Genomic DNA, 23,091 nt, shown 5'->3' on the forward strand with positions numbered 1-23,091 from the left:
AAGCGGGGGTCTGGGGGCGGCAGCCCCCAGGGTCGGGACGGGAAGGGGCGGCGGGGGCGAAAAACGCCTCTACGCCTCCCGGCGGTGCCGGCCACCGCTCGGCTCGGCCTCCGCGGCAGCGGCCCGCTCCTTCTCGGCCTTCTCCTCCGCCTCCATCTCCGCAAACACGTCGATGGGCGCGGGCGCCTTCGCCAGGAACACCCAGGTGAGCCAGACAGCCAGCAGGAACGGCGGAATCTTCAGCGCAACCAGCACCCAGCCCAACTGCGCCGTGTCCGCCCACCAGTACAGCGGGAAGAGAATCGCGCACTTGGCGAGCAGAATCAGCCCCCAGGCCCAACTGGCCTTGGCATACGCCTTCTTGCGCCCCGGATTGCGCGTCCGCCAGGAGAGGTTCTCCTTGAACACCGGCCCGAGGATCAGCCCCAGCAGCGGCACCCCGCACAGGGTCGTGACGATGTACGCCAGCGCCAGGCCCAGCGTGTAGAGCATGCCGGGGAGGTAGAAGTCCTTGGCGTTGCCCGTCATCATCGCGAAGACGACACCGAAGGCGACACCGAAGACACCGCTGAAGGCGTGCTTGACGGTGTCCCGCATGACCAGGCGGACCACCACGAGCAGCAGGGACACCGCGAGGGCGGCGATGGCCGACCAGTGCAGGTCCTTGTTGATCGTGAAGATGGTGACGAAGAGGAGGCCGGGCAGCACCGTCTCGACCATGCCCCGCACTCCGCCGAACGCCTCGAACAGGGCGGCCTCGGTCACCGCCCGGGCTTCGTCGGCTTGAGTGTCTTCGGTCGGCTTGTCGAGCGACGTCACCGGCTACTCCCGTCCGAGGGGTCTCAGTTCGTATTTCGGATTGAACAGCACCCGGCGGCCCCGGCTGAGCGAGACGCGGCCCGATGCGATCAGCCTGCGCCCTGGTTCTATGCCCACGATGGAGCGCCTGCCGAGCCACACCACGTCCAGGGCGGCGCTGCCGTCGAACAGCTCGGCCTCCAGGGCCGGGACGCCCGCGCGCGGCCGCAGGGTGACCGTGCGCAAGGTACCAGTAACCGTGACGATCTGTCGGTCGTGACAGTCACCGATCCGGGTACATCCGGCAGTCGCGGTGTCCTCCCGCAGCTCCTCGGACTCCAGGTCCTCCTGCGACGAGGAGAGCCGGTCTAGCATGCGCCGGAACCGGCCCACCGGCTTTTCGGAACGAGGAACAGCACTCATATCTGAAGCGTACCGGGGTGCACTGACAGCTACGTACCCGCGGCCCCAACGCTCGAACCGAAGCCCCTCACGCCTCGAACCGGTACCCCGTCCCAGGCTCCGTGATGCTGCATCCCCCGGGGGCCAACCCCCGGACCCCCGGCCCACCGCGCAGCTCACGCCTCGAACCGGTACCCCATCCCAGGCTCCGTGATGAAGTGCTTGGGGTGCGAGGGGTCGGCCTCCAGCTTTCTGCGCAGCTGGGCCATGTACACCCTCAGGTAGTTCGTCTCGGTCCCGTATGACGGACCCCACACTTCCTGGAGGAGCTGCTTCTGGCTCACCAGCCGGCCCGTGTTGCGCACCAGCACCTCCAGCAGATGCCACTCCGTGGGCGTGAGCCGTACGTCCTTCCCGCCCCGGTTGACCTTCTTCGCCGTCAGGTCGACGGTGAACTCCTCGGTCTCCACGGTGGTCACGTCGTCCTCGCCCGCGCCGACCGGCTCGGCGCGGCGGACGGCGGCCCGCAGCCGGGCGAGCAGTTCGTCCATGCCGAAGGGCTTGGTGACGTAGTCGTCGGCGCCCGCGTCGAGGGCCTCGACCTTCTCGTCGGAGGTGTGCCGGGCGGACAGCACCAGGATCGGCACCCGCGTCCAGCCGCGCAGGCCCCGGATCACCTCGACGCCGTCCATGTCGGGCAGGCCCAGGTCGAGGACGACCACGTCGGGGTGGCGGGCGGCGGCGAGCTGGAGCGCGGTGGCCCCGTCGTGGGCCGCGTCGACCTCGTACTTGCGCGCCTTGAGGTTGATCACGAGGGCGCGCACGATCTGCGGCTCGTCATCGATGACCAGCACACGGGTCATGTGGCCTGCCTTTCGGGTTCCGCCGGGTGGAGAAGCTCGTGCGCGCGCGGTCCTGCCGCGCGCAGGGTGAGGACCATGCTGAGGCCGCCGCCGGGTGTGTCCTCTGCGTTGAGGGTGCCGCCCATGGCCTCGGCGAAGCCGCGCGCCACGGCCAGGCCGAGGCCCACGCCGGCTCCGCGCGGGGCGTCCCCGTAGCGCTGGAAGGGCTCGAAGATGCGCTCCTTGGCGTCGTCGGGGACGCCGGGCCCGCGGTCCACGATGCGGACCTCGACGCGGTCGGCGATGGCGCTGGCGGCGACCAGCACCGCCTCGCCCCGCGGGCTGTACTTGACGGCGTTCTCGACCAGGTTGGCCACCGACCGCTCCAGGAGGCCCGGGTCCACGTCGACCATGGGCAGGGTCTCCGGCACGTCCAGCTCGACGCTGTCCTCGGGCACTCCGACCAGCGCCATCGGTACGACCTCGTCGAGGTCGACCTCGCGGATCAGCGGGGTGACCGTGCCGGTCTGCAGGCGGGACATGTCGAGGAGGTTGCCCACCAGGTGGTCGAGCCGGTCGGCGCCCTCCTCGATGCCCTCCAGCAGCTCGGCCTGGTCCTCCTCGGACCACGCCACGTCGTCCGAGCGCAGCGACGACACGGCCGCCTTGATCCCGGCCAGGGGGGTACGGAGGTCATGGCTGACGGCGGCCAGCAGCGCCGTACGGATGCGGTTGCCCTCGGCCAGTGCCCGCGCCCGTTCGGCCTCCTCCTGGAGGCGTCGGCGGTCCAGTACGACAGCGGCCTGCGCGGCGAACGCGGCCAGCACCCGGCGGTCCTCGGCGGGCAGCACCCGCCCGGTCAGCGCCAGCGCCATGTGGTCCCCGGCCGGCACGTCGACGTCCGCCTCGTCCGGCCGCTCCACCGCGGGGCCCAGGCCCGCGCGGCCCGCGCAGGTCCACGGGTCGTGGTCGCTCGCCCGCTCCAGCAGGGCCGCCGACTCCATGCCGAAGGTCTCGCGGACCCGCTCCAGGAGCTCCTCCAGACCGGTCTCGCCGCGCAGCACGTTGCCCGCGAGGAAGGACAGGATCTCCGACTCGGCGCGCAGCCGTGCCGCCTGGTGGGTGCGCCGGGCGGCGAGGTCGACCACCGAGGCCACCGAGATGCCGACACCCACGAAGATCACGATGGCGACGATGTTCTTCGGGTCGGCGATGGTCCATTTGTGCAGGGGCGGCGTGTAGTAGTAGTTCAGCAGCAGCGAGCCGACCGCCGCCGAGGCCAGCGCGGGCAGCAGCCCGCCGAGCAGGGCCGCGGCGACCGTCACGGCGAGGAACAGGAGCATGTCGTTGGCGAGGCCCAGGTCGACGGTGTTGAGCAGCACCGCCAGGACGGCCGGGCCGACCACGCCGACCACCCAGCCCCAGATGATCCGCGACCGGCCGAGCCGCGCCCCTCGGCTCACCGGCAGGCCGCGCCCCTTGCCCGCCTCGTCGTGCGTGATCAGGTGGACGTCGAGGTCTGGACCGGAGTCGCGGGCGACCGTCGCGCCGACGCCCGGCCCGAAGACGTACTGCCAGCCCTTGCGCCGGGAGACGCCGAGCACGATCTGGGTGGCGTTGACCCCGCGCGCGAAGGCGAGCAGCGCCGCCGGTATGTCGTCGCCGACCACGTGGTGGAAGGTGCCGCCGAGGTCCTCCACGAGGGTGCGTTGCACGGCGAGTTCCTTGGGCGAGGCGGCCGTCAGGCCGTCGCTGCTGGCTATGTAGACGGCCAGCACCTCGCCGCCCGCGCCCTTCTCGGCCAGGCGCGCGGCCCGCCGGATGAGGGTCCGGCCCTCGGGTCCGCCGGTCAGGCCGACCACGATCCGCTCCCGGGAGCCCCAGATCTTCGACACCCGGTGGTCGCTTCGGTACTGCTTCAGGTACTCGTCGACCCGGTCCGCCACCCACAGCAGGGCCAGCTCCCGCAGGGCGGTCAGATTGCCGGGCCGGAAGTAGTTCGACAGGGCCGCGTCGACCTTGTCGGGCTGGTAGATGTTGCCGTGCGCCATCCGGCGGCGCAGCGCCTGGGGCGACATGTCGACCAGCTCTATCTGGTCCGCCCGGCGCACCACCTCGTCCGGCACGGTCTCCCGCTGCCGCACCCCGGTGATCGACTCGACGACGTCGCCCAGCGACTCCAGGTGCTGGATGTTGACGGTCGAGACGACGTCGATGCCGGCCGCGAGGAGTTCCTCCACGTCCTGCCAGCGCTTGGCGTTGCGGGAGCCGGGGACGTTGGTGTGGGCGAGTTCGTCCACCAGAGCCACCTGGGGGCTTCGGGCGAGGACGGCATCGACGTCCATCTCGGTGAAGGTCGTGCCCCGGTACGCCAGCTCCTTGCGCGCCACCTGTTCGAGGCCGTGCAGCATCACCTCGGTGCGCGGCCGCCCGTGGTGCTCCACGAAGGCCACCACGCAGTCGGTGCCACGCTCCACCCGCCGGTGCGCCTCGGAGAGCATCGCGTACGTCTTGCCGACGCCCGGTGCCGCACCGAGGTAGATCCGAAGCTTGCCGCGTCCCATGGCCCCATTGTCTTCCGGTCACTGCTGCCTACGCAGCGTCGACCTTACGGCCAGCAATCGCGACAAAAGGTCCCGGGAGGGGCCTCGGAGCCGTCTTTGACGGAACTCTGACGCCGGGTCGCTCAGGACTCGACGATCTCCCCGTCCCGCAGCTCCAGCACCCGGTCGGCGAGGTCCAGCAGGGTCGCGTCGTGGGTGGCGACCAGGGCGGTGACCTGTTCGCTGTCGACGACGGCCCGCAGCAGCTCCATGACGTCGTGACCGGTCTCCGCGTCCAGCTGACCGGTCGGCTCGTCGGCGACGAGGAGCGAGGGGCTGTTGGCGAGGGCGCGGGCGATGGCGACCCGCTGCTGCTGGCCGCCGGACAGCTCGCCGGGCCGCTGCCCCGCGTGCTCGGCGAGGCCGACGAGGGCGAGCAGCAGTTCGACACGCTCCTCGCGCTCGCGCACCTCGGCCCGGCGCAGCCGCATCGGCACGCCGACGTTCTCGGCGGCCGTGAGGATCGGGATGAGCCCGAAGGACTGGAACACGAAGCCGACGCGGTCGCGCCGCAGGGCGAGGAGTCCGTCCTCGCCGAGCTCCGACAGGTCGAGGCCGTCGACGCGCACCCGCCCCTCGTCCGGTGCGTCGAGTCCGCCGACGATGTTGAGGAGCGTCGTCTTGCCCGATCCCGAGCGCCCCTTGAGGGCCACGAGTTCGCCGCGCGGCACCTCGAAGGAGACACCGCGCAGGGCGTGCACGGCGGCCGCTCCCCCGCCGTAGGACTTGTGGACGTTCTCGACCCGCACCATGGTCTCGGTGACCACCTGGCTCATGCGCCCTCCCCCGTGCAGCCGTCGGCCGGGCGTCAGTATCGTCACCCGGCGCCCGGTCCTTCAACGGTCGGTCAGCTCGGATTGTCCCCGTGAGTGAGGGTCTCCCAGGCGACGAAGAGGTTGTTGCTGCCGGCCGGGCGTTGCTGCTCGGTCAGCGTCTGGGTGTTGCTCATGGCGATGCCGAGGCGGTTGTGCAGGGCGTTGTAGCCGACCTCGGTGACGGGTCCGAGCCCGAGCTTCAGCGAGCCGCCGCACAGCCAGCTGGGCGCCGCGGCGCCCAGCTGGTACTTGGCCTGGAACCCCAGCGCCTGCCGCAGCCGCTCGCCGACGTCGGTGCCGTAGAGGTCCTGGCCCTGGATCCGGCTGGTCTCGGCCACGTGCGAGATCGCGGAGATGCCGTACCCCGTGTGGGTGAGGTCGCGGCAGGTCTCCTGGGTGAGCCCGGTGACGAAGGTGGACTGCCCCTGCCAGTAGCTGACGATCTTCGCCTTGGTGTCGAGGTGCTGGCTGGGCACCGTCTTCGGCAGATCGCCGTCCGAGGAGAGATAGACATACGCGGCCGTACGGGTCCGGAACTTCGCCATGGCCTTGTCGTACGACGTCCTGTCCTCGAGGAAGACGGAGATGCCGACCGCGGCCTCCATCATCGACAGTTCCCAATTGCCGTTGGAGTCGGAGCCGTTGATGATCTCGGGGAGGTAGACATTGCGGAGCATGGTCGCGAAGCGGCCGGAGTTCGGCCAGGCGCCGGTGTACGTGTACTTGATGATCTCGGCGGCCTTCGGCCAGGAGGAGCCCGCCCAGCCGGTCTGCAGGGGCGCGTTGCTGTTGGTGTGCTCCTTGATCACGGCGGACCAGGCGTCCATCAGCTCGATCGCCTTCTTCGCGTACCGGTCGTCGCGGGTGATGTACCAGGCGAGTGCGTCGGTGTACGCGGCTATCGCGTCCTGACGCTCGTCCGTGCAGCCGTGGTCGGGGTTCGAGTACGAGCCGCACTCGACCGTCGCCCGCGGTTTCGGCGTGCGGTTCAGGTCGGCGTACTTGCTCGCCATCATCTGGTCGAAAGCGCTCTTCCAGGGCTGGGCACCTGCATCGACCTTGCTGCGGGTGAAGTCCATCTGCGCCTTGGAGACGGTGACTCCGGGGTGCACGAAGGCGGTGGGGGCGGCGTCGGCATGGCGGGCGGCGGGCCAGGCGATCATGCCCACGACAAGCGCGGAGGCGGTCGCAAGGAGTGCGGTACGGCGCATGGCGGGGGTCATCCGTTCTCGTATGTGAACGTTAAGCGCCTTTATGAACAGACGCGTTGAGCGGAGACCGTAGGTACAGACCAATCCGTCGTCAAGAGGCCACGCACGCAAAAGAGCCGCACCCCGAAGGGTGCGGCTCTCGGACGTCGTGCCCGGCGAACGCCTAGCGGACCTCGGTGATCTCCGGTCCGCGCTGCAGCTGTCCCATGCCGCCGGAGAAGCGCGAGCCCTCCTCCTGCTGGACCCCCTCGGGGACCATCTGGGCGTCGTTCGGCAGCTTCAGGACGATCGGGTCGCGGGGTGCCATCGGGCCCTCACCGCGGACCACGACCGTGTCCCGGAAGATCTGTTCGAGCAGACCGGCCGCCTGCGGCTGCACCGCGCCCTGACCCGAGATCACACCACGCAGGAACCAGCGCGGGCCGTCCACACCGACGAACCGTACGACCTGGAAACCGCCCGTGCCGTCCGGCAGCTGCACCGGCACCTGGGCCCGCAGCTCCCAGCCCAGCGGGCCCTCGACCTCGTCGATGATGCCACCCTGCTGGGTGATGCCCGAGCCGATCTCCTCGCGCACCTCGCCCCAGATGCCCTCGCGCTTGGGTGCGGCGAAGGCCTGCAGCTGGATGGCGCTGTCGCGCAGCACGACGGTCGCCGCGACGATCGCGTCGCCTGCGACCTCGACCCGCAGCTCCATGCCGTCGACTCCGGGCACGAAGAGTCCGCCCAGGTCCACGCGCCCCTCGGCCGGGTCGCGCACCTCCGAGCTGTCCCAGGGCCCGTCGGGCCGCGGCTCGGGCTCGAGCCTCACACGCTCGCGCTCTTCGTCGTCCGCCTCAGTGTCGACGTAGTCGACGACCTGCTCGGCCTCGCCGGCCGCGTCCTCGGCGGCACCCTTCTTGTTGCGACGTCCGAACACGTCACTGTCCTTCCCGGTCGGATACGACCGAAGCGTATCGATTCCCACCCGTAGTGCCGCCCATGGCGGCCTGACCGATTGTGCTGCTCGTCCCGGCCACCGCGGCATGACCTCCGGTGGACCCGAAGCCCCCTTCGGCCCGCGCCGACCCGGGAAGCTCCGCGACCTCCTGGAAGCGGACCTTCTCGACCTGCTGGACGACCAGTTGGGCGATCCGGTCGAAGCGCTCGAACCGCACGGCCTCGCGCGGGTCGAGATTCACCACGATCACCTTGATCTCCCCACGGTACCCGGCATCAACCGTCCCCGGGGCATTCACCAGGGCAACACCGCAGCGGGCGGCGAGCCCCGACCGGGGGTGCACGAAGGCCGCGTACCCCTCCGGGAGCGCGATCGACACCCCCGTGGGCAGCACGACCCGCTCACCCGGCTTCAGTTCACACCCTTCGGTGGTACGCAGATCGGCGCCCGCGTCACCGGGATGTGCGTACGACGGAAGGGGTACGTCGGGGTCGACGCGCCGGATCAGCACGTTCACGGGGTCACGGCTCACGGGTTCACCTCGAAGGCACGGGAGCGCCGGATCTGGTCCGGGTCGTTCATGGCGGCCCGGATCTCCTCCGGGCGGCCGTTGTCGATGAAGTGGTCGACCTTCACCTCGATGAAGAGCGCGTCGGCGCGGACGGCCACGGGCCCGTCCGGGCCGCCGATGCGTCCGGTGGCGGACGAGTAGATCTTGCGGCCGGCCACCGCAGTGACCTCGGCCTCCAGATACAGCACCGTCCCGACCGGAACGGGTCGCACGAAGTCCGTCTCCAGCCGCCCGGTCACGGCGATCGTCCTGAGCAGCCAGTTCAGCGAGCCGAGGGTCTCGTCCAGGGCGGTGGCCAGCACCCCGCCGTGGGCCAGTCCGGGCGCCCCCTGGTGAGCAGGCTGGACGGTGAACTCCGCGGTGATCGTGACGCCTTCGCCGGCCCGCGCCTCCAGATGCAGTCCATGGGGCTGCTCGCCGCCACATCCGAAACACTGTTCGTAGTGGGCACCGAGCAGCTCACCGGGCACGGGAGCATCAGGGTGCCGCACCGGTTTCACCGCGTCTGCGGGAGGCTGAAGAGCTGGGGAAGTACCACTCACAGCCGCAGACCTTACCCGCGCGTCCACCAAATCCGGACACCATGCCAAGCTTGGCTGCATGCAGCTCTCCGCCACCCCTTACGAAGAACGCCTCACGGCCCCGCGCTCGTGGTGGCTGATCTCCTTCCTGGTGGGCGTCTCCTTCGCCCTCATCCTGCTGCCCTTCGGCACCCTGCCGCTGCTCGGCGGCCTGGTCGGCGGCACTGCGGCGATGGCGGTGGCGGCGAGCGCGTACGGCTCGGTCCGCATCCGTGTGGTGGGCGGCTCACTGATCGCGGGCGAGGCGAAGATCCCGGTCACGGCACTGGGCAAGGCGGAGGTCCTGGACCCGGAGGAGGCGCGCGCCTGGCGCACCTACAAGGCCGACACCCGCGCCTTCCTGCTGCTGCGCGCCTACATCCCCACGGCCCTGCGGGTGGAGGTCACCGACCCCGAGGACCCGACGCCGTATCTGTACCTGTCGACGCGGGAGCCGGAGCGCCTCGCGGAGGCGCTGAGGACGGCCCGGGAGGCCGTGGCGTAACGGCTCTCAGCCCGCTGAGTCGCCCCCGAGCTCCAGCGGTCGCTCCGGGGCCTCCAGGGGCGGGAGTTCGGGGAGCGCGTCCCAGGGCACCTGGACCTTTCTCAGGTCCTTGCGGATCCGCGCCGCGAGCTTCTTGGTGTCCCGGCGGTTCATGACCGCCCCCACAGCCGCTCCCACCATGAAGGGCATGAGGTTCGGCAGGTCGCGGACCATGCGTTTCATGATCTGCTGGCGCAGTTCGCGCTTCATGGGGCCGTTCAGCGCGGAACTCACGGTCGACGGCTTGGTCACGTCGATACCGCGCTCTCCCGACCAGGAGTTGAGATACGCGGTGCTGCGCTGCTTGAGGTCGCCGGGCGGGCGTACGCCGTAGACCTCGTGGAGTTCGGCGATCAGTTTCAGCTCGATCGCCGCGACCCCGGTGATCTCGGCAGCCAGTTCCGTCGGCATCGCGGGCGGTACCGGCAGCATCGCCGCCGCTCCGATCCCCGCGCCGACCGTCGAGGTGGCGGCAGCCGCGCCCGCCACGAGCTTGTCCGCGAGCTGCTCGGGCCCCAGGCCCGGGAACTGTCTGCGGAGCGCCGCGAGATCCCTCACGGGGATCCGCGGGGCGTTCTCGATGATCCGGTCGGCGACATACGCGAGGCCCGCCCTGGCGGCGCTGCCGCCCCTGCGGACCCCTTCCCTGGCCTTGTCGCGGATCATCCCGGCCCGCCTGGCGACGGGCACGGGTGTCCGCGACGGGGCCGGGAGGTCAACCCGGCCGGCCACCGGTTCGAGCGAGGCCGACCCCGACCCTGTCGTACCCGGTGTCGTACCGGATGGGCCCCGCTCGTCGTCACGCGCGCCATCAGGGCCGTCGGGCGGCCCTTCGTCCGCTCCCGGCAAAGGGGAGCGGCGCTTCCAAGGAGGGGTCGAGCCAGTCACGGCCGACCCGACCTCAGTCGCAGTCGCGGCAGATCGGCTGACCGTTCTTCTCCCGGGCCAGCTGGCTGCGGTGGTGCACCAGGAAGCAGCTCATGCAGGTGAACTCGTCCTGCTGCTTGGGCAGCACCCGGACGGCCAACTCCTCGTTCGAGAGGTCCGCGCCGGGCAGCTCCAGGCCTTCGGCGGCCTCGAACTCGTCGACGTCCACTGCGGACGTCGACTTGTCGTTCCGCCTGGCCTTCAGCTCTTCAAGGCTGTCCGAGTCGACGTCGTCGTCGGTCTTGCGTGGGGTGTCGTAATCCGTTGCCATGTCGCGCTCTCCCCCTCTGGGTGTCTGCGGTGTCTCCAGCGCACGTAACGCGTGAGAGGCCGGACTTGTGCCCGACCCGAGGCGGAGATTTTGCCTCACATCAAGGTCTGTTACTCAATCGACACCCAACCGGACTCCTCAAGAGTGATCGGCTTGGATGGCGAACGGGACCGTACACGGTCCCCCTACCGCTCTTCAAAGGCGCCTCACCCTGTACTTCCCGTGATCAGGACACCCGAAAACCCGGATTTTCCCGGCTTTACGGCAGTCCTCATGATCACGGAGAGTAGATGGCTGGAAAATCGCCCTTGTGATCGATCACACATGGGATGCGCCGTTCGGCGGCCAGAAAATTCCGCGCAAAGCGAACATCCCTGTGTGTCGGCGACATGATCTCAGATCGGGAGCGCGACGCGCATCACGAGTCCACCCCCCTCACGGGGCTGGGCCGAGATGTGCCCGCCGTGAGCCCGGGCCACGGACCGGGCGATGGAGAGGCCGAGGCCGACGCCCTTGTCGCTACCCGTGCGCTCCGTGCGCAGGCGCCGGAAGGGCTCGAAGAGATTGTCGATCTCGTACGCCGGTACGACGGGCCCCGTGTTCGACACGACCAGGACCGCCTGGCCGTGCCGGACCTCGGTGGTGACCTCGACCCAGCCGTCCTCCGGCACGTTGTACCGCACGGCGTTCTGCACCAGGTTCAGCGCGATCCGCTCCAGGAGCACGCCGTTGCCCTGCACGACTGCGGGCTTCTGCTCGCCGCGGATCACCACGCCCTTGGCCTCCGCCTCCGAGCGCACCTGGTCGACGGCCTGCTCGGCGACCTCGGCGAGGTCCACCGGCTTGCGCTCGACGATCTGGTTGTCGCTGCGGGCGAGCAGCAGCAGGCCCTCGACCAGCTGCTCGCTGCGCTCGTTGGTCGCCAGCAGCGTCTTGCCGAGCTGGTGCAGCTCCGCCGGGGCGTTCGGGTCGGACAGGTGCACCTCGAGGAGCGTGCGGTTGATCGCGAGGGGTGTGCGCAGCTCGTGCGAGGCGTTGCCGACGAAGCGCTGCTGGGCGGTGAAAGCGCGCTGCAGGCGCTCCAGCATGTCGTCGAAGGTGTCGGCCAGTTCCTTGATCTCGTCGTCCGGGCCGTCCAGCTCGATCCGGCGGGACAGGTCCGAGCCGGCCACGGCGCGCGCGGTGCGGAGAATCCGGCCGAGCGGGGAGAGCACCCGGCCGGCCATGGCGTAGCCGAAGGCGAAGGCGATGATCGCGAGGCCCAGGAGGGCGAGCAGGGAGCGGCTGAGCAGGTCATCGAGGGCGTGTTGGCGCTGGTCGTTCACACACTCGTTCATGGCGTGGTTGATCTGGGTCACCGACGGCTGAGACGGAAAGTTGCAGCTGTCGCTGGTCAGCTGGCCCGAGAGGATCTTGAACGGGAGCTCGCTGCCCACGTTCAGTGCGTGCGCGGCGAGCAGGTAGATGATCGAGAGCAGCAGGATGCCCGCGATCAAGAACATGCCGCCGTACAGCAGCGTCAGCCGTATCCGGATGGTCGGACGCAGCCAGGGAGGCGCCGGCACCGGCCTTCTGGGGTCCCAGGTGGGCTTCGGCGGGGCCTGGGGAGGTACGGGCGTTGTGGCCACGGGGATCAGATCCGGTAGCCGGAGCCGGGGACGGTCACAATGACCGGCGGCTCCCCCAGCTTGCGGCGCAGCGTCATCACGGTCACGCGCACGACGTTGGTGAACGGGTCGGTGTTCTCGTCCCAGGCTTTCTCGAGGAGTTGCTCCGCGGAGACGACGGCGCCCTCGGAGCGCATCAGCACCTCCAGGACGGCGAACTCCTTGGGCGCGAGCTGGACCTCCTTACCGTCACGGAAGACCTCGCGGCGGTTGGGGTCGAGCTTGATGCCCGCACGCTCCAGGACCGGCGGCAGCGGCACACTGGTGCGCCGGCCGAGGGCACGCACGCGTGCGATGAGCTCGCTGAACGCGAAGGGCTTGGGGAGATAGTCGTCGGCGCCGATCTCCAGGCCCTCGACGCGGTCGCTGACGTCGCCGGAGGCCGTGAGCATCAGCACGCGCGTGGGCATGCCGAGTTCCACGATCTTGCGGCAGACGTCGTCGCCGTGGACGAGCGGGAGGTCGCGGTCGAGGACGACCACGTCGTAGTCGTTGACGCCGATGCGCTCCAGGGCGGCCGCACCGTCGTACACGACGTCGACGGCCATGGCCTCCCGGCGCAGTCCGGTGGCCACCGCATCGGCGAGCAGTTGCTCGTCCTCGACGACGAGTACGCGCACGTCGCTTGTCCTTCCTGATGTCCACCCGCGTAGCGCCGGGCGGGCGCGCGGGCAGAGGGGTATGTGGGCAGGGTCCACCATGAGTGTGTGCCCCCATCCTGCCCTTTTCGGCCGTAAGTCGGCTGTAAGACGGCCGCGGGAGAACCTCCCGACTCCCGCTGTTCCAGGCCCTGTAGGGTTAGCGTGCTCATGACGGGCAGGGGATCAAGCCATACGCAAGCCGCGTCGGATCGGCTGTTTCGCGGAGGCGCAAGCCCGCAGAGCCTGACCAGCTCCGCAAAAGGGGAATTTGTGTTTTCTATGAAGAAAATGACGAGCGCTGTCGCCATGGGTGTGGCCGCCCTGGTCGCCTCCGGTGTCGCCGTGGCCACTCCGGCAACGGCGGTCAGTGGGCCGACCGGCTGCTCCAGCTGGACGGACAGCAAGGCCATCAGGGGGTACGCGGCCTGTACTGGCGGATGGGGGTACGTGCGCGTCATCGTCAAGTGTGTCGACAGCCGCGGCGTCGTCGCGTCGTTCGAGGGTTCGTGGGTCAAGACAACTGACAATGCGACCTCGTCCTACAGCTGTGGCGGAACGTATGCCTGGGTCAAGAGCACCAGCTACCAGGCGGAGAGCAGGCTCCACACCTAGAGCTCGGCGCCACGCTTGCCTCTGAGCCGCCCTGGGTGCGGCCTCGGGAATTTTCTCGGCCGGTTGAGGTTTTCGTGGGAGGAAGGGCGGGGAGGACGGTTCATACCCCGCGATCACGCTCTGCTAGTGCCGCAGCACCATGCGGTACGGCGCAATCCGCTTTCCGCAGAGTGGGCGTGGGTGTCCGGCACCGTCGCCACCCCCGGCGCCCGTGTGCCGGGCACCTGATGGAGACGTGATCGCCCCTTCCCAACGGCACACCCCCGTGCCACCGACCCACGACCCAGGACGAGGGGGCGCAGCATGGACGCATTCACCGCAGGACTTCTGCAGCGCATAAGGACGACCGAGTCCGACCTGACGCGGGCTCGCGACGAGGGCGACGACTTCCTCGTCGAGGTGGAGCAGGGCGAGCTCGACGACCTGCGCCGCCTCGCCGCCGAGCACGGTGTGGAGGTCGGCGCCTAGCGTCTGCGTCTGATCAGCACGTACGCACGACAGCGGGCCCCCGGCGAATCCAGCGCCGGGGGCCCGCCGCGTTGTCGTACGACGGTGTTCACCGCCCGTTGGTGGCGATGTCGCCCCGCCGTACGGCCCTCAGTCGTGCCAGGCGCCGAAGTCCTCCAGGAGGCGCTGGAGGGGCTCGAAGACGCCCGGGGTGCCGGCGATCGTCAGAGCGTGAGCGGGGCGCTCTCCGGGGCGTCCACCGGTCAGCGCGCCCGCTTCCCGGGCGATGAGGTCCCCGGCGGCGAGGTCCCATGGGTGCAGCCCGCGCTCGTAGTAGCCGTCGAGGCGGCCGGCCGCGACGTCGCACAGGTCGACGGCGGCCGAGCCGCTGCGCCGGATGTCGCGCAGCAGGGGGATCAGCTTCTGCGCGACCTCGGCCTGGTGGGTGCGGACCTCGGTGACGTAGTTGAAGCCCGTGGAGACCAGGGCCTGGTCGAGGGGCGGCGCGGGACGGCAGGCCAGCTCGCGCTCGCCCTCCCAGGCGCCCGTGGCGCGCGCTCCGCCGCCGCGGACCGCGTGGAACGTCTCGCCGCGCATCGGGGCCGCGACGACCCCGACGACGGTCTCGCCGTCCTGCTCGGCCGCGATGGAGACGGCCCAAGTGGGCAGCCCGTACAGGTAGTTGACCGTGCCGTCGAGCGGGTCGATCACCCATCGGATCCCGCTGGTGCCCTCGGTGGAGGCACCCTCCTCGCCGAGGAAGCCGTCGTCCGGGCGGTGCTCGAAGATCAGGTCCGTGATCAGCTTCTCCGCCGCGATGTCCATCTCGGTCACCACGTCGATCGGGCTCGACTTGGTCGCGGCGACCGCGAGGTCGGCCGGGCGGCCGTCCCGCAGCAGCTCCCCGGCGCGGCGGGCGGCCTCCTGGGCGAGGGCGAGCAGTTCCTGATGCAGGGGGTCGGTCACGGGGCTCCTCACACGTAGGGGCTGTCGGCGCCGGCGGCGGCCGGGCGGGGGGCGCGGGCCGGGCAGCAGCCGACCGGGCAGAGGTTGTGGCTCGCGCCGAGCGCGCCCAGGGCGCAGGGCGTGACCTCCTCGCCGCGCTCCACGGACGCCCGCTCCAGGACGAGGTCGCGGATCGCGGCGGCGAAGCGCGGGTCGGCGCCCACGGTGGCGGAGCGGCGCATCGGCAGGCCCAGCTCCCCGGCCTTCGCCTTGGCCTCCGTGTCGAGGTCGTAGAGGACCTCCATGTGGTCGGAGACGAAACCGATGGGGGCGATGACGACCGCCGGGGCGCCGGCCGCCTGCCGCTCCTCCAGGTGGTCGCAGATGTCGGGCTCGAGCCACGGGATGTGCGGGGCGCCGGAGCGTGACTGGTAGACGAGCTGCCAGGGGTGGTCGATGCCGGTGCGCTCGCGGACCGCGTCGGCGATCAGCTGAGCGACCTCCAGATGCTGCTCGACGTACGCGCCGCCGTCCCCGTGGTCCTGGACCGGGCCCGAGGTGTCGGCGGACGCGGTGGGGATCGAGTGCGTCGAGAAGGCGATGTGCGCTCCGTCCCGGACGTCCTCGGGGAGGTCGGCCAAGGACTGCAGCACGCCCTCGATCATGGGCTCCACGAAGCCCTCGTGGTTGAAGTAGTGCCGGATCTTGTCGATCTTCGGCAGCTCCAGGCCCTCGGCCTCCAGCTCGGCGAGCGAGTCGGCGAGGTTCTCGCGGTACTGACGGCAGCCCGAGTACGAGGCATAGGCGCTGGTGGCGAGGACCAGGATGCGGCGGTGGCCCTCGGCGACCATCTCTCGCAGGGTGTCCGTCAGATAGGGCGCCCAGTTGCGGTTGCCCCAGTAGACCGGAAGGTTCAGGCCGTGGTCCGCGAAGTCCTTGCGGAGGGCGTCCAGCAGGGCGCGGTTCTGGTCGTTGATGGGGCTGACCCCGCCGAACAGGAAGTAGTGCTGCCCGACTTCCTTCAGGCGTTCCTTGGGGATGCCCCGCCCGCGCGTCACGTTCTCCAGGAACGGGACCACGTCGTCCGGGCCTTCCGGGCCGCCGAACGAGAGCAGGAGCAGGGCGTCGTAGGGGGTGGCATCGAGCGCGTCTGACATGGGTCGATCCTGCCACCCGGCACTGACAGCCGGGAAACGGCGGGGTGACGAGCGAGCGGCGGGCCGCATTCCGGACGCGTTCACCGGCCGAATCGCCGGGTGCATTAGGGTGACCTCACTCGTAAGCTGTATCAGCCAAGTTCGCACCTTACTGAGTTCCAGCCAGCACCGCTGTCGTCGCCAGCACCTTTCTGAGCCGTAGCCATCGGAGACCCCGTGCCCAGCCCCTACCGCGCCCTGTTCGCCGCCCCCGGCACCAAGGGGTTCTCCGCCGCGGGCCTCATCGGCCGGATGCCGCTGTCGATGATGGGCATCGGCGTGGTCACGATGATCTCCCAGCTCACCGGGCGCTACGGGCTCGCAGGCGCCCTGTCGGCGACCATCGCGCTCGCGGCCGCGGCGATCGGGCCGCAGATATCCCGGCTGGTGGACCAGTACGGGCAGCGCAGGGTGCTGCGGCCCGCGACGCTCGTCGCGCTCGCCTCGGCGGCCGGGCTGCTGCTCGCCTCACACTTCCGGTGGCCGGACGGGGTGCTGTTCGTGTGCGCCGCCGGCATCGGCTCGGTGCCGAGCCTCGGCGCGATGATCCGCGCTCGCTGGGCGGCCCTGTACCGGGGCACTCCGCAGCTGCACACCGCGTACTCCTTCGAGTCGGTGGTGGACGAGGTGTGCTTCATCTTCGGGCCGATCATCTCCATCGGTCTGTCCACGGCCTGGTTCCCGGAGGCGGGGCCGCTGCTCGCCGCCTGCTTCCTGGCGACCGGCGTCTTCTGGCTGACCGCCCAGCGCGCCACCGAGCCCGATCCACACCCCCGGGAGCAGCACGGCGGTGGTACGGCACTGCGCGCGCGTGGCCTGCAGGTCCTCGTGCCCACCTTCGTGGCGACCGGGACGATCTTCGGTTCCGTCGACGTGGTCACCGTGGCCTTCGCCGACGAGCGGGGCCACAAGGCCGCCGCGAGCCTTGTGCTTGCGCTGTACGCGGCGGGTTCCTGCGCGGCCGGAGCGGTGTTCGGGCTGCGGCACTTCAAGGGGGTGCCCGCACGCCGCTGGCTGCTGGGCATATGCGCGATGGCCGTGAGTATGATCCCCCTCCTACTGGTCGGAAACTTGCCGTTTCTGGCCGTGGCGCTGTTCGTTGCGGGCATGGCCGTCGCTCCCACGATGATCACCACCATGTCCCTGATCGAAGAGCACGTACCACGCGCACAGTTGACCGAGGGCATGACCTGGGTGAGCACCGGCCTCGCGGTCGGTGTCGCACTCGGCTCCTCGGTGGCCGGCTGGGTCATCGACGCGGCCGGCGCGCGTGCCGGGTACGGGGTTCCGGCGGTGTCCGGGGCCGTCGCGGTCGCGGTCGGTTTCCTCGGGTACCGCCGGCTCAGCAGGCCGGCTCCGCGTCGGGGAGGCGTCGTTGAGCAGCACAGCGAGCGGGAAGAACGGCACGTGGCGTAACTGGGCCGGCAACGTCACGGCCCGTCCCGCGCGGGAGGTCGAGCCGGCCTCCGTGGAGGAACTGTCGGCGGCGATACGGCAGGCCGCTCAGGACGGGCTGACGGTGAAGGCCATCGGCACGGGGCACTCCTTCACGTCCATCGCGGCCACCGACGGTGTGTTGATCCGCCCTCAACTGTTGACCGGCATCCGCAAGATTGATCGCGATGCCATGACGGTCACGGTGGAGGCCGGCACCCCGCTCAAGAGGCTCAACATGGCTCTGGCCCGCGAGGGTCTGTCGCTGACCAACATGGGCGACATCATGGAGCAGACGATCTCCGGCGCCACCAGCACCGGCACGCACGGCACGGGCCGCGAGTCGGCCTCGATCGCCGCGCAGATCAAGGGACTTGAGCTGGTCACGGCCGACGGATCGGTGCTCGCCTGCTCCGAGAAGGAGAACCCGGAGGTCTTCGCGGCCGCCCGGATCGGCCTCGGCGCCCTCGGTGTCGTCACCGCGATCACCTTCGCCGTGGAGCCGATCTTCCTCCTCACGGCGCGGGAGGAACCGATGCCCTTCGACAGGGTGCTCGCCGAGTTCGACGAACTGTGGGCCGAGAACGAGCACTTCGAGTTCTACTGGTTCCCGCACACCGGCTCCACCAACACCAAGCGCAACAACCGCAGCGCGGGCCCCGAGAAGCCGGTGAGCAAGATCGCGGGCTGGTTCGAGGACGAGTTCCTCTCCAACGGCGTCTTCCAGGTGGCCCAGCTGGTGGGTCGCGCGGCGCCCGCGACCGTCCCGACGATCGCCCAGATCTCCAGCAAGGCCCTGTCCTCGCGCACTTACACCGATATTCCGTACAAGGTCTTCACTTCACCGCGCCGGGTGCGCTTCGTGGAGATGGAGTACGCCGTTCCGCGCGAGGCCCTCACGGAGACGCTGCGCGAACTGAAGACGATGCTGGACCGCTCCGGTCTGCGGATCAGCTTCCCCGTCGAGGTGCGCACGGCTCCCGCCGACGACATCACCCTGTCCACGGCATCGGGCCGCGACAGCGCGTACGTCGCCGTCCACATGTTCCGGGGGACGCCCTATCAGGCGTACTTCACCGCCGCCGAGCGCATCTTCACCGCTCACGAGGGCCGGCCGCACTGGGGCAAGGTGCACACACGGGACGCCGAGTACTTCTCCGGGGTCTACCCGCGCTTCGGCGAGTTCACCGCGCTGCGGGACCGGCTCGACCCGGACCGGCGCTTCCAGAACGACTACCTGCGGCGGGTGTTGGGGCCGTAGCCATTGGTTCCGTTTCTGCCGATTCCGTGAAGTACGCCACGTTCAAGATCCCGGAATCCGCGCAACGGGCGGCCGCGTCCGGTCCGTTGCCAGAAGTTGGGCGGCGCGCCAATCCACGCACGTGGCCCGAATGGAGTACTGTTGCGAGCCCTGGGTCCGGTCTCCCGCCAGGGCGTCCGTGACCTTCAAGGACCGCCGGGAGGGGGCCAGTTGCACAGGGTGACGGAGTTGGTCACTTAGCGTTGCGAATAGGTAACCGTGCCATAACGGCGATCCAGGGCCCTGGCCCGACACGCCGGGCAACTCGGCAAGGTTGTGGCAGGCTGCACCCGGGCAGGCCACACTCGACTAGCGGAAGCAGCGACGCACGTGACGTCGGCAGGCACCACCCGGGAGGTCCCCATGCCCGAACTGCGTGTCGTGGCCGTCTCGAATGACGGCACACGGCTGGTGCTGAAGGCTGCCGACGCAACGGAGTACACGCTTCCGATCGACGAACGGCTGCGTGCCGCCGTCCGCGGCGACCGGCCCCGCCTCGGCCAGATCGAGATCGAGGTGGAGAGCCATCTCCGCCCCCGTGACATCCAGGCGCGTATACGCGCCGGTGCCTCCGCGGAAGAAGTCGCCCAGCTCGCCGGTATCCCCGTCGACCGCGTACGACGCTTCGAGGGCCCCGTGCTCGCGGAGCGCGCGTTCATGGCCGAGCGGGCCCGCAAGACACCCGTCCGGCGGCCCGGCGAGAACGCCGGACCCCAGCTCGGCGAGGCCGTCCAGGAGCGACTGCTGCTGCGCGGCGCCGAGAAGGACACCGTGCAGTGGGACTCCTGGCGCCGCGACGACGGCACCTGGGAGGTCCTCCTGGTCTACCGGGTCGCGGGCGAACCGCACTCGGCGAGTTGGACGTACGACCCGCCCCGGCGGCTCGTCCAGGCCGTCGACGAGGAGGCGCGCTCGCTGATCGGCGAGTCCGAGGACCTCGCCGCGCCGGAGCCCAGCTTTCCGTTCGTCCCGCGCATCGCACGGCTGCCGCGCGACCGCCCTCTGGACCGTGCCCTCGATCGGCCGAGCCTGCCTGCGCAGGCGTCCGAGCCCGCCGAGGAGAGCTCGGGTGAACGGGACTCGCTGACCAGCCTGTTGGAGGCGGTACCGAGCTTCCGCGGCGACCTGGTGGTCCCGGAGCGCCCCGCAGAGGCGTCTCCTCCGCCGCCACCGCCGGAGGAGCCCGCCGCCGCTGCCGAACCCGAGGAGGAGGAACCCCCGGCCCCCGCGGCCTCGGCCGGTTCCGCCTACGCGGACGTCCTCATGCCCCGCTCGGTCACCAGCCACCGCGACCGCCTCGTCGGCGCCACGGACCGCCAGGCCGAGGCCGACGGCGTCCGCCCCGGCCGCCGCGCGGCGGTCCCCAGCTGGGACGAGATCGTGTTCGGGACACGGCGCAAGAAGCAGGAGTAGTCGGTCGCACAGCCATGCAGACGGCTGTACGGGGGTGAGGGCCGCGCCGACCGGGCACGGCCCTCACTCATGCACCCGATCGGCCACGTGCGCAGCCTGCGGCCATGCGAGTCGCCTGGGGCAGCCCCCGCCCCTGCGCGGCCCTGCCTGCCCTGCGCGCTGGTCGTACCGCCTGGGGCGGCATCCGACCCTGCCCAACCCGCAAGCACTCGTACCGCCTGGGGCAGCCCCCCACCCGGCGTAGCCTGCGGGCATGCGTGCCGCCTAGGGCGGCTCCCGACCCGAGGAAAGGCGGCACCCGCCGGCGCCGGCAAGCGCACCCACCCCGCGCCGCACCCCAGGGCTACTGAGGATCAGCCCCCACAGCAACAGGGCGAGTCGGGTCCGACGACCACTCCGACCAGGAGCCCACGTACAGCGCAGCGTCGATCCCCGCGACCGCCAGTGCCAGCACCTCGTGCGCCCCGGAGACACCCGAACCGCAGTACACGCCGACCGGCGAACCGTCGGCCGCGCCAAGAGCCTTGAAGCGCTCGGCCAGTTCCTCCGCGGGCAGGAACCGGCCGTCCGCCCCCACGTTCTCGTTCGTGGGCGCCGACACCGCCCCGGGAATGTGCCCGCCGACCCGGTCGATCGGCTCCACCTCCCCGCGATACCGCTCCCCCGCCCGCGCGTCGAACAGCACCCCGGCCCGCGCGAGCGCCGCCGCGCCGTCGGCGTCCAGCAGCCCCGCACCGCCCGGAACCGGCTCGAAGTCGCCCTCCGCCGGCGCGGGTGCCGACGTCTCCAGCGGCCCCTCCCACGACGGCAACCCGCCGTCGAGGACCCGCACGTCCGGGTGACCCGTCCAGCGCAGCAGCCACCATGCACGGGCCGCGGCCCAGCCCTGCCCGCCGTCGTACACGATCACCGGCGTCCCGGCCGAGACACCCGCCCGTCGCATCGCGGCGCCGAAGACATCGAGGCCGGGCAGCGGGTGGCGGCCGCGTTCGCCGGGCGCGGAGGCGAGCTCCGAGTCCAGGTCGACATAGACGGCACCGGGGATGTGGCCGGCCGCGTATGCGGCCCGGCCGTCGAAGGGCGGCTCGCCGGCCGCCTTGGCCACGCTGAGCTGCCAGCGGACATCGAGCACTACGGGCGGGCGCGGCCCCGCCAGGGCGCTCGCGAGTTCGGACGCGGAGATGATGGCGTTCATGGCCCCCATCCTTGCGCACGGGGTGGCCGCATCGTCCCTGTCCGGCTACTCTGCTCGGCCGGACAGGCCCGATCACGAGGCGTACGGGTTCGGGCACATGCTGTACAGCTGATCGCCATCCGTCGGCAATCGCACAGAAACGGACGACGAACCGCACACCGGGCATCCTCCTGGCATGCGGCGCGCCCGGAGCGCGCGGTCGCATCTGTGGTGCGAGCATCTGCACGGAGATCCGGAGTGCGGAAGCGACACGGCGACCGCGAGGGGTCGAGGAGAGAGTGACGATGACGGAGGCACGGGGGTCGGCCGGCCCGAACGGCGAGACGCACGCTCGGCACGCACCCGGCACGCCCTGCTGGGTGAGCCTGATGGTGCACGGTCTGGCCGCGACCCAGGACTTCTACGGTGCGCTGTTCGGCTGGGAGTTCCAGCCGGGCCCCCAGCAGCTCGGCCCGTACGCACGGGCCCTGCTCGACGGCTACGAGGTGGCCGGCATCGGCCAGCTGCCGCCGGACCGCCATCTGCCGATCGCCTGGACGCCCTACCTCGCTTCGGACGACGTGGACCTGACCGCGGAGACGGTACGGCTGTGCGGCGGCACGATCGGGGTGGGGCCCCTGGACGCCGCCGAGGCCGGCCGTCTCGCGATCGGCTCGGACCCCGCCGGTGCCGTCTTCGGCATCTGGCAGGCGGCCGAGCACCTCGGCACGGCTCTCACGGGCGTGCCCGGCACTCCGGCCTGGAACGAGCTGCTGACCTTCGAGTCGGCGAGCGTGGCCAAGTTCTACGAGACGGTCTTCGGCTACGAGGAGGAGCCGGTCGTCTCCGCCGACTTCGACTATGTGAGTCTGCACATCGAGGGCCGTCCGGTCGCCGGCATCCACGGCGTGGGCACCGCCCTGCCGCGCGATCGGGGCCCGCACTGGATCACGTACTTCGAAGTCGCCGACACGGACGAAGCAGTCACCCGCCTCGTGGACCTGGGCGGCCACGTCCTCAAGTCCCCCAGGGACAGCGCCCACGGCCGCGTGGCCACGGTCGCCGACCCCGAGGGCGCCCGCTTCTCACTGATCGAGAGCCCGCAGTAGGGGCCGAGCGGTCCTTCTAGCTCTGCGAGACCGGCAGCACGTCCGGGGACAGGGCCGCCGAGCCTGACGTCGTCGCCGTCATGCGGCGGCGGTGGTGGCGACGGCACAGGACCTCGTAGCCGACTGCCTCCGACTGGTTGACGTCGCCGACGACGACCTGTGCGCCCTCGACGACCATGGCGCCGCCCACCGTCCGGGCGTTGTGCGTGGCGCGGGCGCCGCACCAGCACAGGGCCTCCACCTGGAGGACCTCGACGCGGTCGGCCAGCTCGACCAGGCGCTGGGAGCCGGGGAACAGCTTGGTGCGGAAGTCGGTCGTGATGCCGAAGGCGTAGACGTCGAGGCCCAGGTCGTCCACCACGCGAGCGAGTTGGTCTATCTGCTCCGGTGCCAGGAACTGCGCCTCGTCCGCGATGACGTAGTCCGCACGGCCGCCCTGCGAGAGGTGGTCGACGAGGTAGGCGTAGAGGTCCTGTCCGTCCTCGACCTCCACCGCGTCCGTGACCAGGCCGAGGCGGGAGGAGAGCTTGCCCTCGCCCGCGCGGTCGTCACGGGTGAAGATCATCCCTGCCAGGCCGCGTGCCGAGCGGTTGTGCTCGATCTGCAGAGCCAGCGTCGACTTCCCGCAGTCCATGGTTCCGGAGAAGAACACCAGCTCGGGCATGGGGA

Annotated in this window: 24 protein-coding genes; 7 read left to right on the plus strand and 17 right to left on the minus strand. The window is 70.6% G+C overall.

Features of this window, described 5'->3' with window-relative positions; genetic code table 11:
• Positions 1–69: 69 nt before the first annotated feature.
• From ACWDAG_RS19360 to ACWDAG_RS19400, 9 genes are all read right to left on the minus strand, one after another.
• Entirely contained in the window at positions 70–819 is a 750-nt protein-coding gene (locus ACWDAG_RS19360) for a DUF3159 domain-containing protein (RefSeq protein WP_450696801.1), read from the minus strand.
• A gap of 3 nt (positions 820–822) precedes the next feature.
• Entirely contained in the window at positions 823–1,221 is a 399-nt protein-coding gene (locus ACWDAG_RS19365; protein WP_099931846.1) for an OB-fold nucleic acid binding domain-containing protein, read from the minus strand.
• A 155-nt stretch (positions 1,222–1,376) separates the two neighbouring features.
• Positions 1,377–2,063, minus strand: coding sequence for a response regulator (locus ACWDAG_RS19370; RefSeq protein WP_450696802.1), 687 nt, complete (start codon positions 2,061–2,063; stop codon positions 1,377–1,379).
• Positions 2,060–4,606 (minus strand): ATP-binding protein, encoded by a 2,547-nt coding sequence (locus ACWDAG_RS19375; RefSeq protein WP_450696803.1) that lies wholly within the window; start codon positions 4,604–4,606, stop codon positions 2,060–2,062. Before ACWDAG_RS19375 ends, ACWDAG_RS19370 begins: the two co-directional genes overlap by 4 nt.
• Positions 4,607–4,728: 122 nt before the next feature.
• Positions 4,729–5,421, minus strand: coding sequence for an ABC transporter ATP-binding protein (locus tag ACWDAG_RS19380; protein WP_450696804.1), 693 nt, complete (start codon positions 5,419–5,421; stop codon positions 4,729–4,731).
• Positions 5,422–5,492: 71 nt separating this feature from the next.
• Positions 5,493–6,671, minus strand: coding sequence for an alginate lyase family protein (locus ACWDAG_RS19385; RefSeq protein ID WP_450696805.1), 1,179 nt, complete (start codon positions 6,669–6,671; stop codon positions 5,493–5,495).
• 163 nt (positions 6,672–6,834) lie between these two features.
• The gene (locus ACWDAG_RS19390; RefSeq protein WP_450696806.1) at positions 6,835–7,590 is read right to left on the minus strand and encodes a DUF3710 domain-containing protein; all 756 of its coding nucleotides are present in this window, start codon (positions 7,588–7,590) and stop codon (positions 6,835–6,837) included.
• A gap of 1 nt (position 7,591) precedes the next feature.
• Positions 7,592–8,143 carry a dUTP diphosphatase gene (gene dut, locus ACWDAG_RS19395; RefSeq protein WP_450696807.1) on the minus strand — a complete coding sequence of 184 codons (552 nt, stop codon included), beginning with the start codon at positions 8,141–8,143 and terminating at the stop codon, positions 7,592–7,594.
• Positions 8,140–8,724, minus strand: coding sequence for a PaaI family thioesterase (locus ACWDAG_RS19400; protein ID WP_450696808.1), 585 nt, complete (start codon positions 8,722–8,724; stop codon positions 8,140–8,142). The genes dut and ACWDAG_RS19400 overlap by 4 nt, the downstream gene beginning before the upstream one ends.
• A gap of 58 nt (positions 8,725–8,782) precedes the next feature.
• Between ACWDAG_RS19400 and ACWDAG_RS19405 the strand changes: the two genes are divergently transcribed.
• Positions 8,783–9,247 (plus strand): DUF3093 domain-containing protein, encoded by a 465-nt coding sequence (locus ACWDAG_RS19405; protein WP_450696809.1) that lies wholly within the window; start codon positions 8,783–8,785, stop codon positions 9,245–9,247.
• Positions 9,248–9,253: 6 nt separating this feature from the next.
• Here the strand turns inward: ACWDAG_RS19405 and ACWDAG_RS19410 are convergent, their stop codons facing one another.
• The 4 genes from ACWDAG_RS19410 to ACWDAG_RS19425 all read right to left on the minus strand — a co-directional run bounded on the left by ACWDAG_RS19410 (position 9,254) and on the right by ACWDAG_RS19425 (position 12,771).
• A complete protein-coding gene (locus tag ACWDAG_RS19410) occupies positions 9,254–10,174 on the minus strand; it encodes a hypothetical protein (RefSeq protein WP_450696810.1) in 921 nt (306 codons plus the stop codon).
• Positions 10,175–10,187: 13 nt separating this feature from the next.
• Entirely contained in the window at positions 10,188–10,484 is a 297-nt protein-coding gene (locus ACWDAG_RS19415; RefSeq protein WP_005481602.1) for a DUF4193 domain-containing protein, read from the minus strand.
• Between the two features lie 395 nt (positions 10,485–10,879).
• Positions 10,880–12,112 (minus strand): sensor histidine kinase, encoded by a 1,233-nt coding sequence (locus ACWDAG_RS19420; protein ID WP_450696811.1) that lies wholly within the window; start codon positions 12,110–12,112, stop codon positions 10,880–10,882.
• A 5-nt stretch (positions 12,113–12,117) separates the two neighbouring features.
• Entirely contained in the window at positions 12,118–12,771 is a 654-nt protein-coding gene (locus ACWDAG_RS19425) for a response regulator transcription factor (protein ID WP_003993508.1), read from the minus strand.
• A 309-nt stretch (positions 12,772–13,080) separates the two neighbouring features.
• On the opposite strand from ACWDAG_RS19425, the gene ACWDAG_RS19430 reads away from it, so the two are divergent.
• The gene (locus ACWDAG_RS19430; RefSeq protein ID WP_450696812.1) at positions 13,081–13,404 is read left to right on the plus strand and encodes a hypothetical protein; all 324 of its coding nucleotides are present in this window, start codon (positions 13,081–13,083) and stop codon (positions 13,402–13,404) included.
• Positions 13,405–13,707: 303 nt separating this feature from the next.
• On the plus strand, positions 13,708–13,872 hold the full coding sequence (locus tag ACWDAG_RS19435) for a hypothetical protein (protein WP_016432180.1): 165 nt from the start codon (positions 13,708–13,710) through the stop codon (positions 13,870–13,872).
• Positions 13,873–14,001: 129 nt separating this feature from the next.
• On the opposite strand, the gene ACWDAG_RS19440 is transcribed toward ACWDAG_RS19435, so the two are convergent.
• Entirely contained in the window at positions 14,002–14,817 is an 816-nt protein-coding gene (locus tag ACWDAG_RS19440) for an inositol monophosphatase family protein (protein ID WP_450696813.1), read from the minus strand.
• An 8-nt stretch (positions 14,818–14,825) separates the two neighbouring features.
• Positions 14,826–15,953 (minus strand): ferrochelatase, encoded by a 1,128-nt coding sequence (locus tag ACWDAG_RS19445; protein WP_450696814.1) that lies wholly within the window; start codon positions 15,951–15,953, stop codon positions 14,826–14,828.
• Between the two features lie 216 nt (positions 15,954–16,169).
• On the opposite strand from ACWDAG_RS19445, the gene ACWDAG_RS19450 reads away from it, so the two are divergent.
• The 3 genes from ACWDAG_RS19450 to sepH all read left to right on the plus strand — a co-directional run bounded on the left by ACWDAG_RS19450 (position 16,170) and on the right by sepH (position 20,139).
• Positions 16,170–17,408 carry an MFS transporter gene (locus ACWDAG_RS19450; RefSeq protein WP_450696815.1) on the plus strand — a complete coding sequence of 413 codons (1,239 nt, stop codon included), beginning with the start codon at positions 16,170–16,172 and terminating at the stop codon, positions 17,406–17,408.
• Positions 17,368–18,687 (plus strand): D-arabinono-1,4-lactone oxidase, encoded by a 1,320-nt coding sequence (locus ACWDAG_RS19455; protein ID WP_450696816.1) that lies wholly within the window; start codon positions 17,368–17,370, stop codon positions 18,685–18,687. The genes ACWDAG_RS19450 and ACWDAG_RS19455 overlap by 41 nt, the downstream gene beginning before the upstream one ends.
• A 402-nt stretch (positions 18,688–19,089) precedes the next feature.
• A complete protein-coding gene (gene sepH / locus ACWDAG_RS19460) occupies positions 19,090–20,139 on the plus strand; it encodes a septation protein SepH (protein WP_450696817.1) in 1,050 nt (349 codons plus the stop codon).
• Between the two features lie 343 nt (positions 20,140–20,482).
• On the opposite strand, the gene ACWDAG_RS19465 is transcribed toward sepH, so the two are convergent.
• Positions 20,483–21,343, minus strand: a complete 861-nt coding sequence (locus ACWDAG_RS19465; protein ID WP_450696818.1) for a sulfurtransferase — start codon at positions 21,341–21,343, stop codon at positions 20,483–20,485.
• A gap of 275 nt (positions 21,344–21,618) precedes the next feature.
• Between ACWDAG_RS19465 and ACWDAG_RS19470 the strand changes: the two genes are divergently transcribed.
• Positions 21,619–22,422, plus strand: a complete 804-nt coding sequence (locus tag ACWDAG_RS19470) for a VOC family protein (protein WP_450696819.1) — start codon at positions 21,619–21,621, stop codon at positions 22,420–22,422.
• 16 nt (positions 22,423–22,438) lie between these two features.
• On the opposite strand, the gene ACWDAG_RS19475 is transcribed toward ACWDAG_RS19470, so the two are convergent.
• Positions 22,439–23,086, minus strand: a complete 648-nt coding sequence (locus ACWDAG_RS19475) for a thymidine kinase (protein WP_450696820.1) — start codon at positions 23,084–23,086, stop codon at positions 22,439–22,441.
• Positions 23,087–23,091 lie beyond the last annotated feature (5 nt).

This window comes from Streptomyces sp. NPDC001157 (assembly GCF_053598255.1).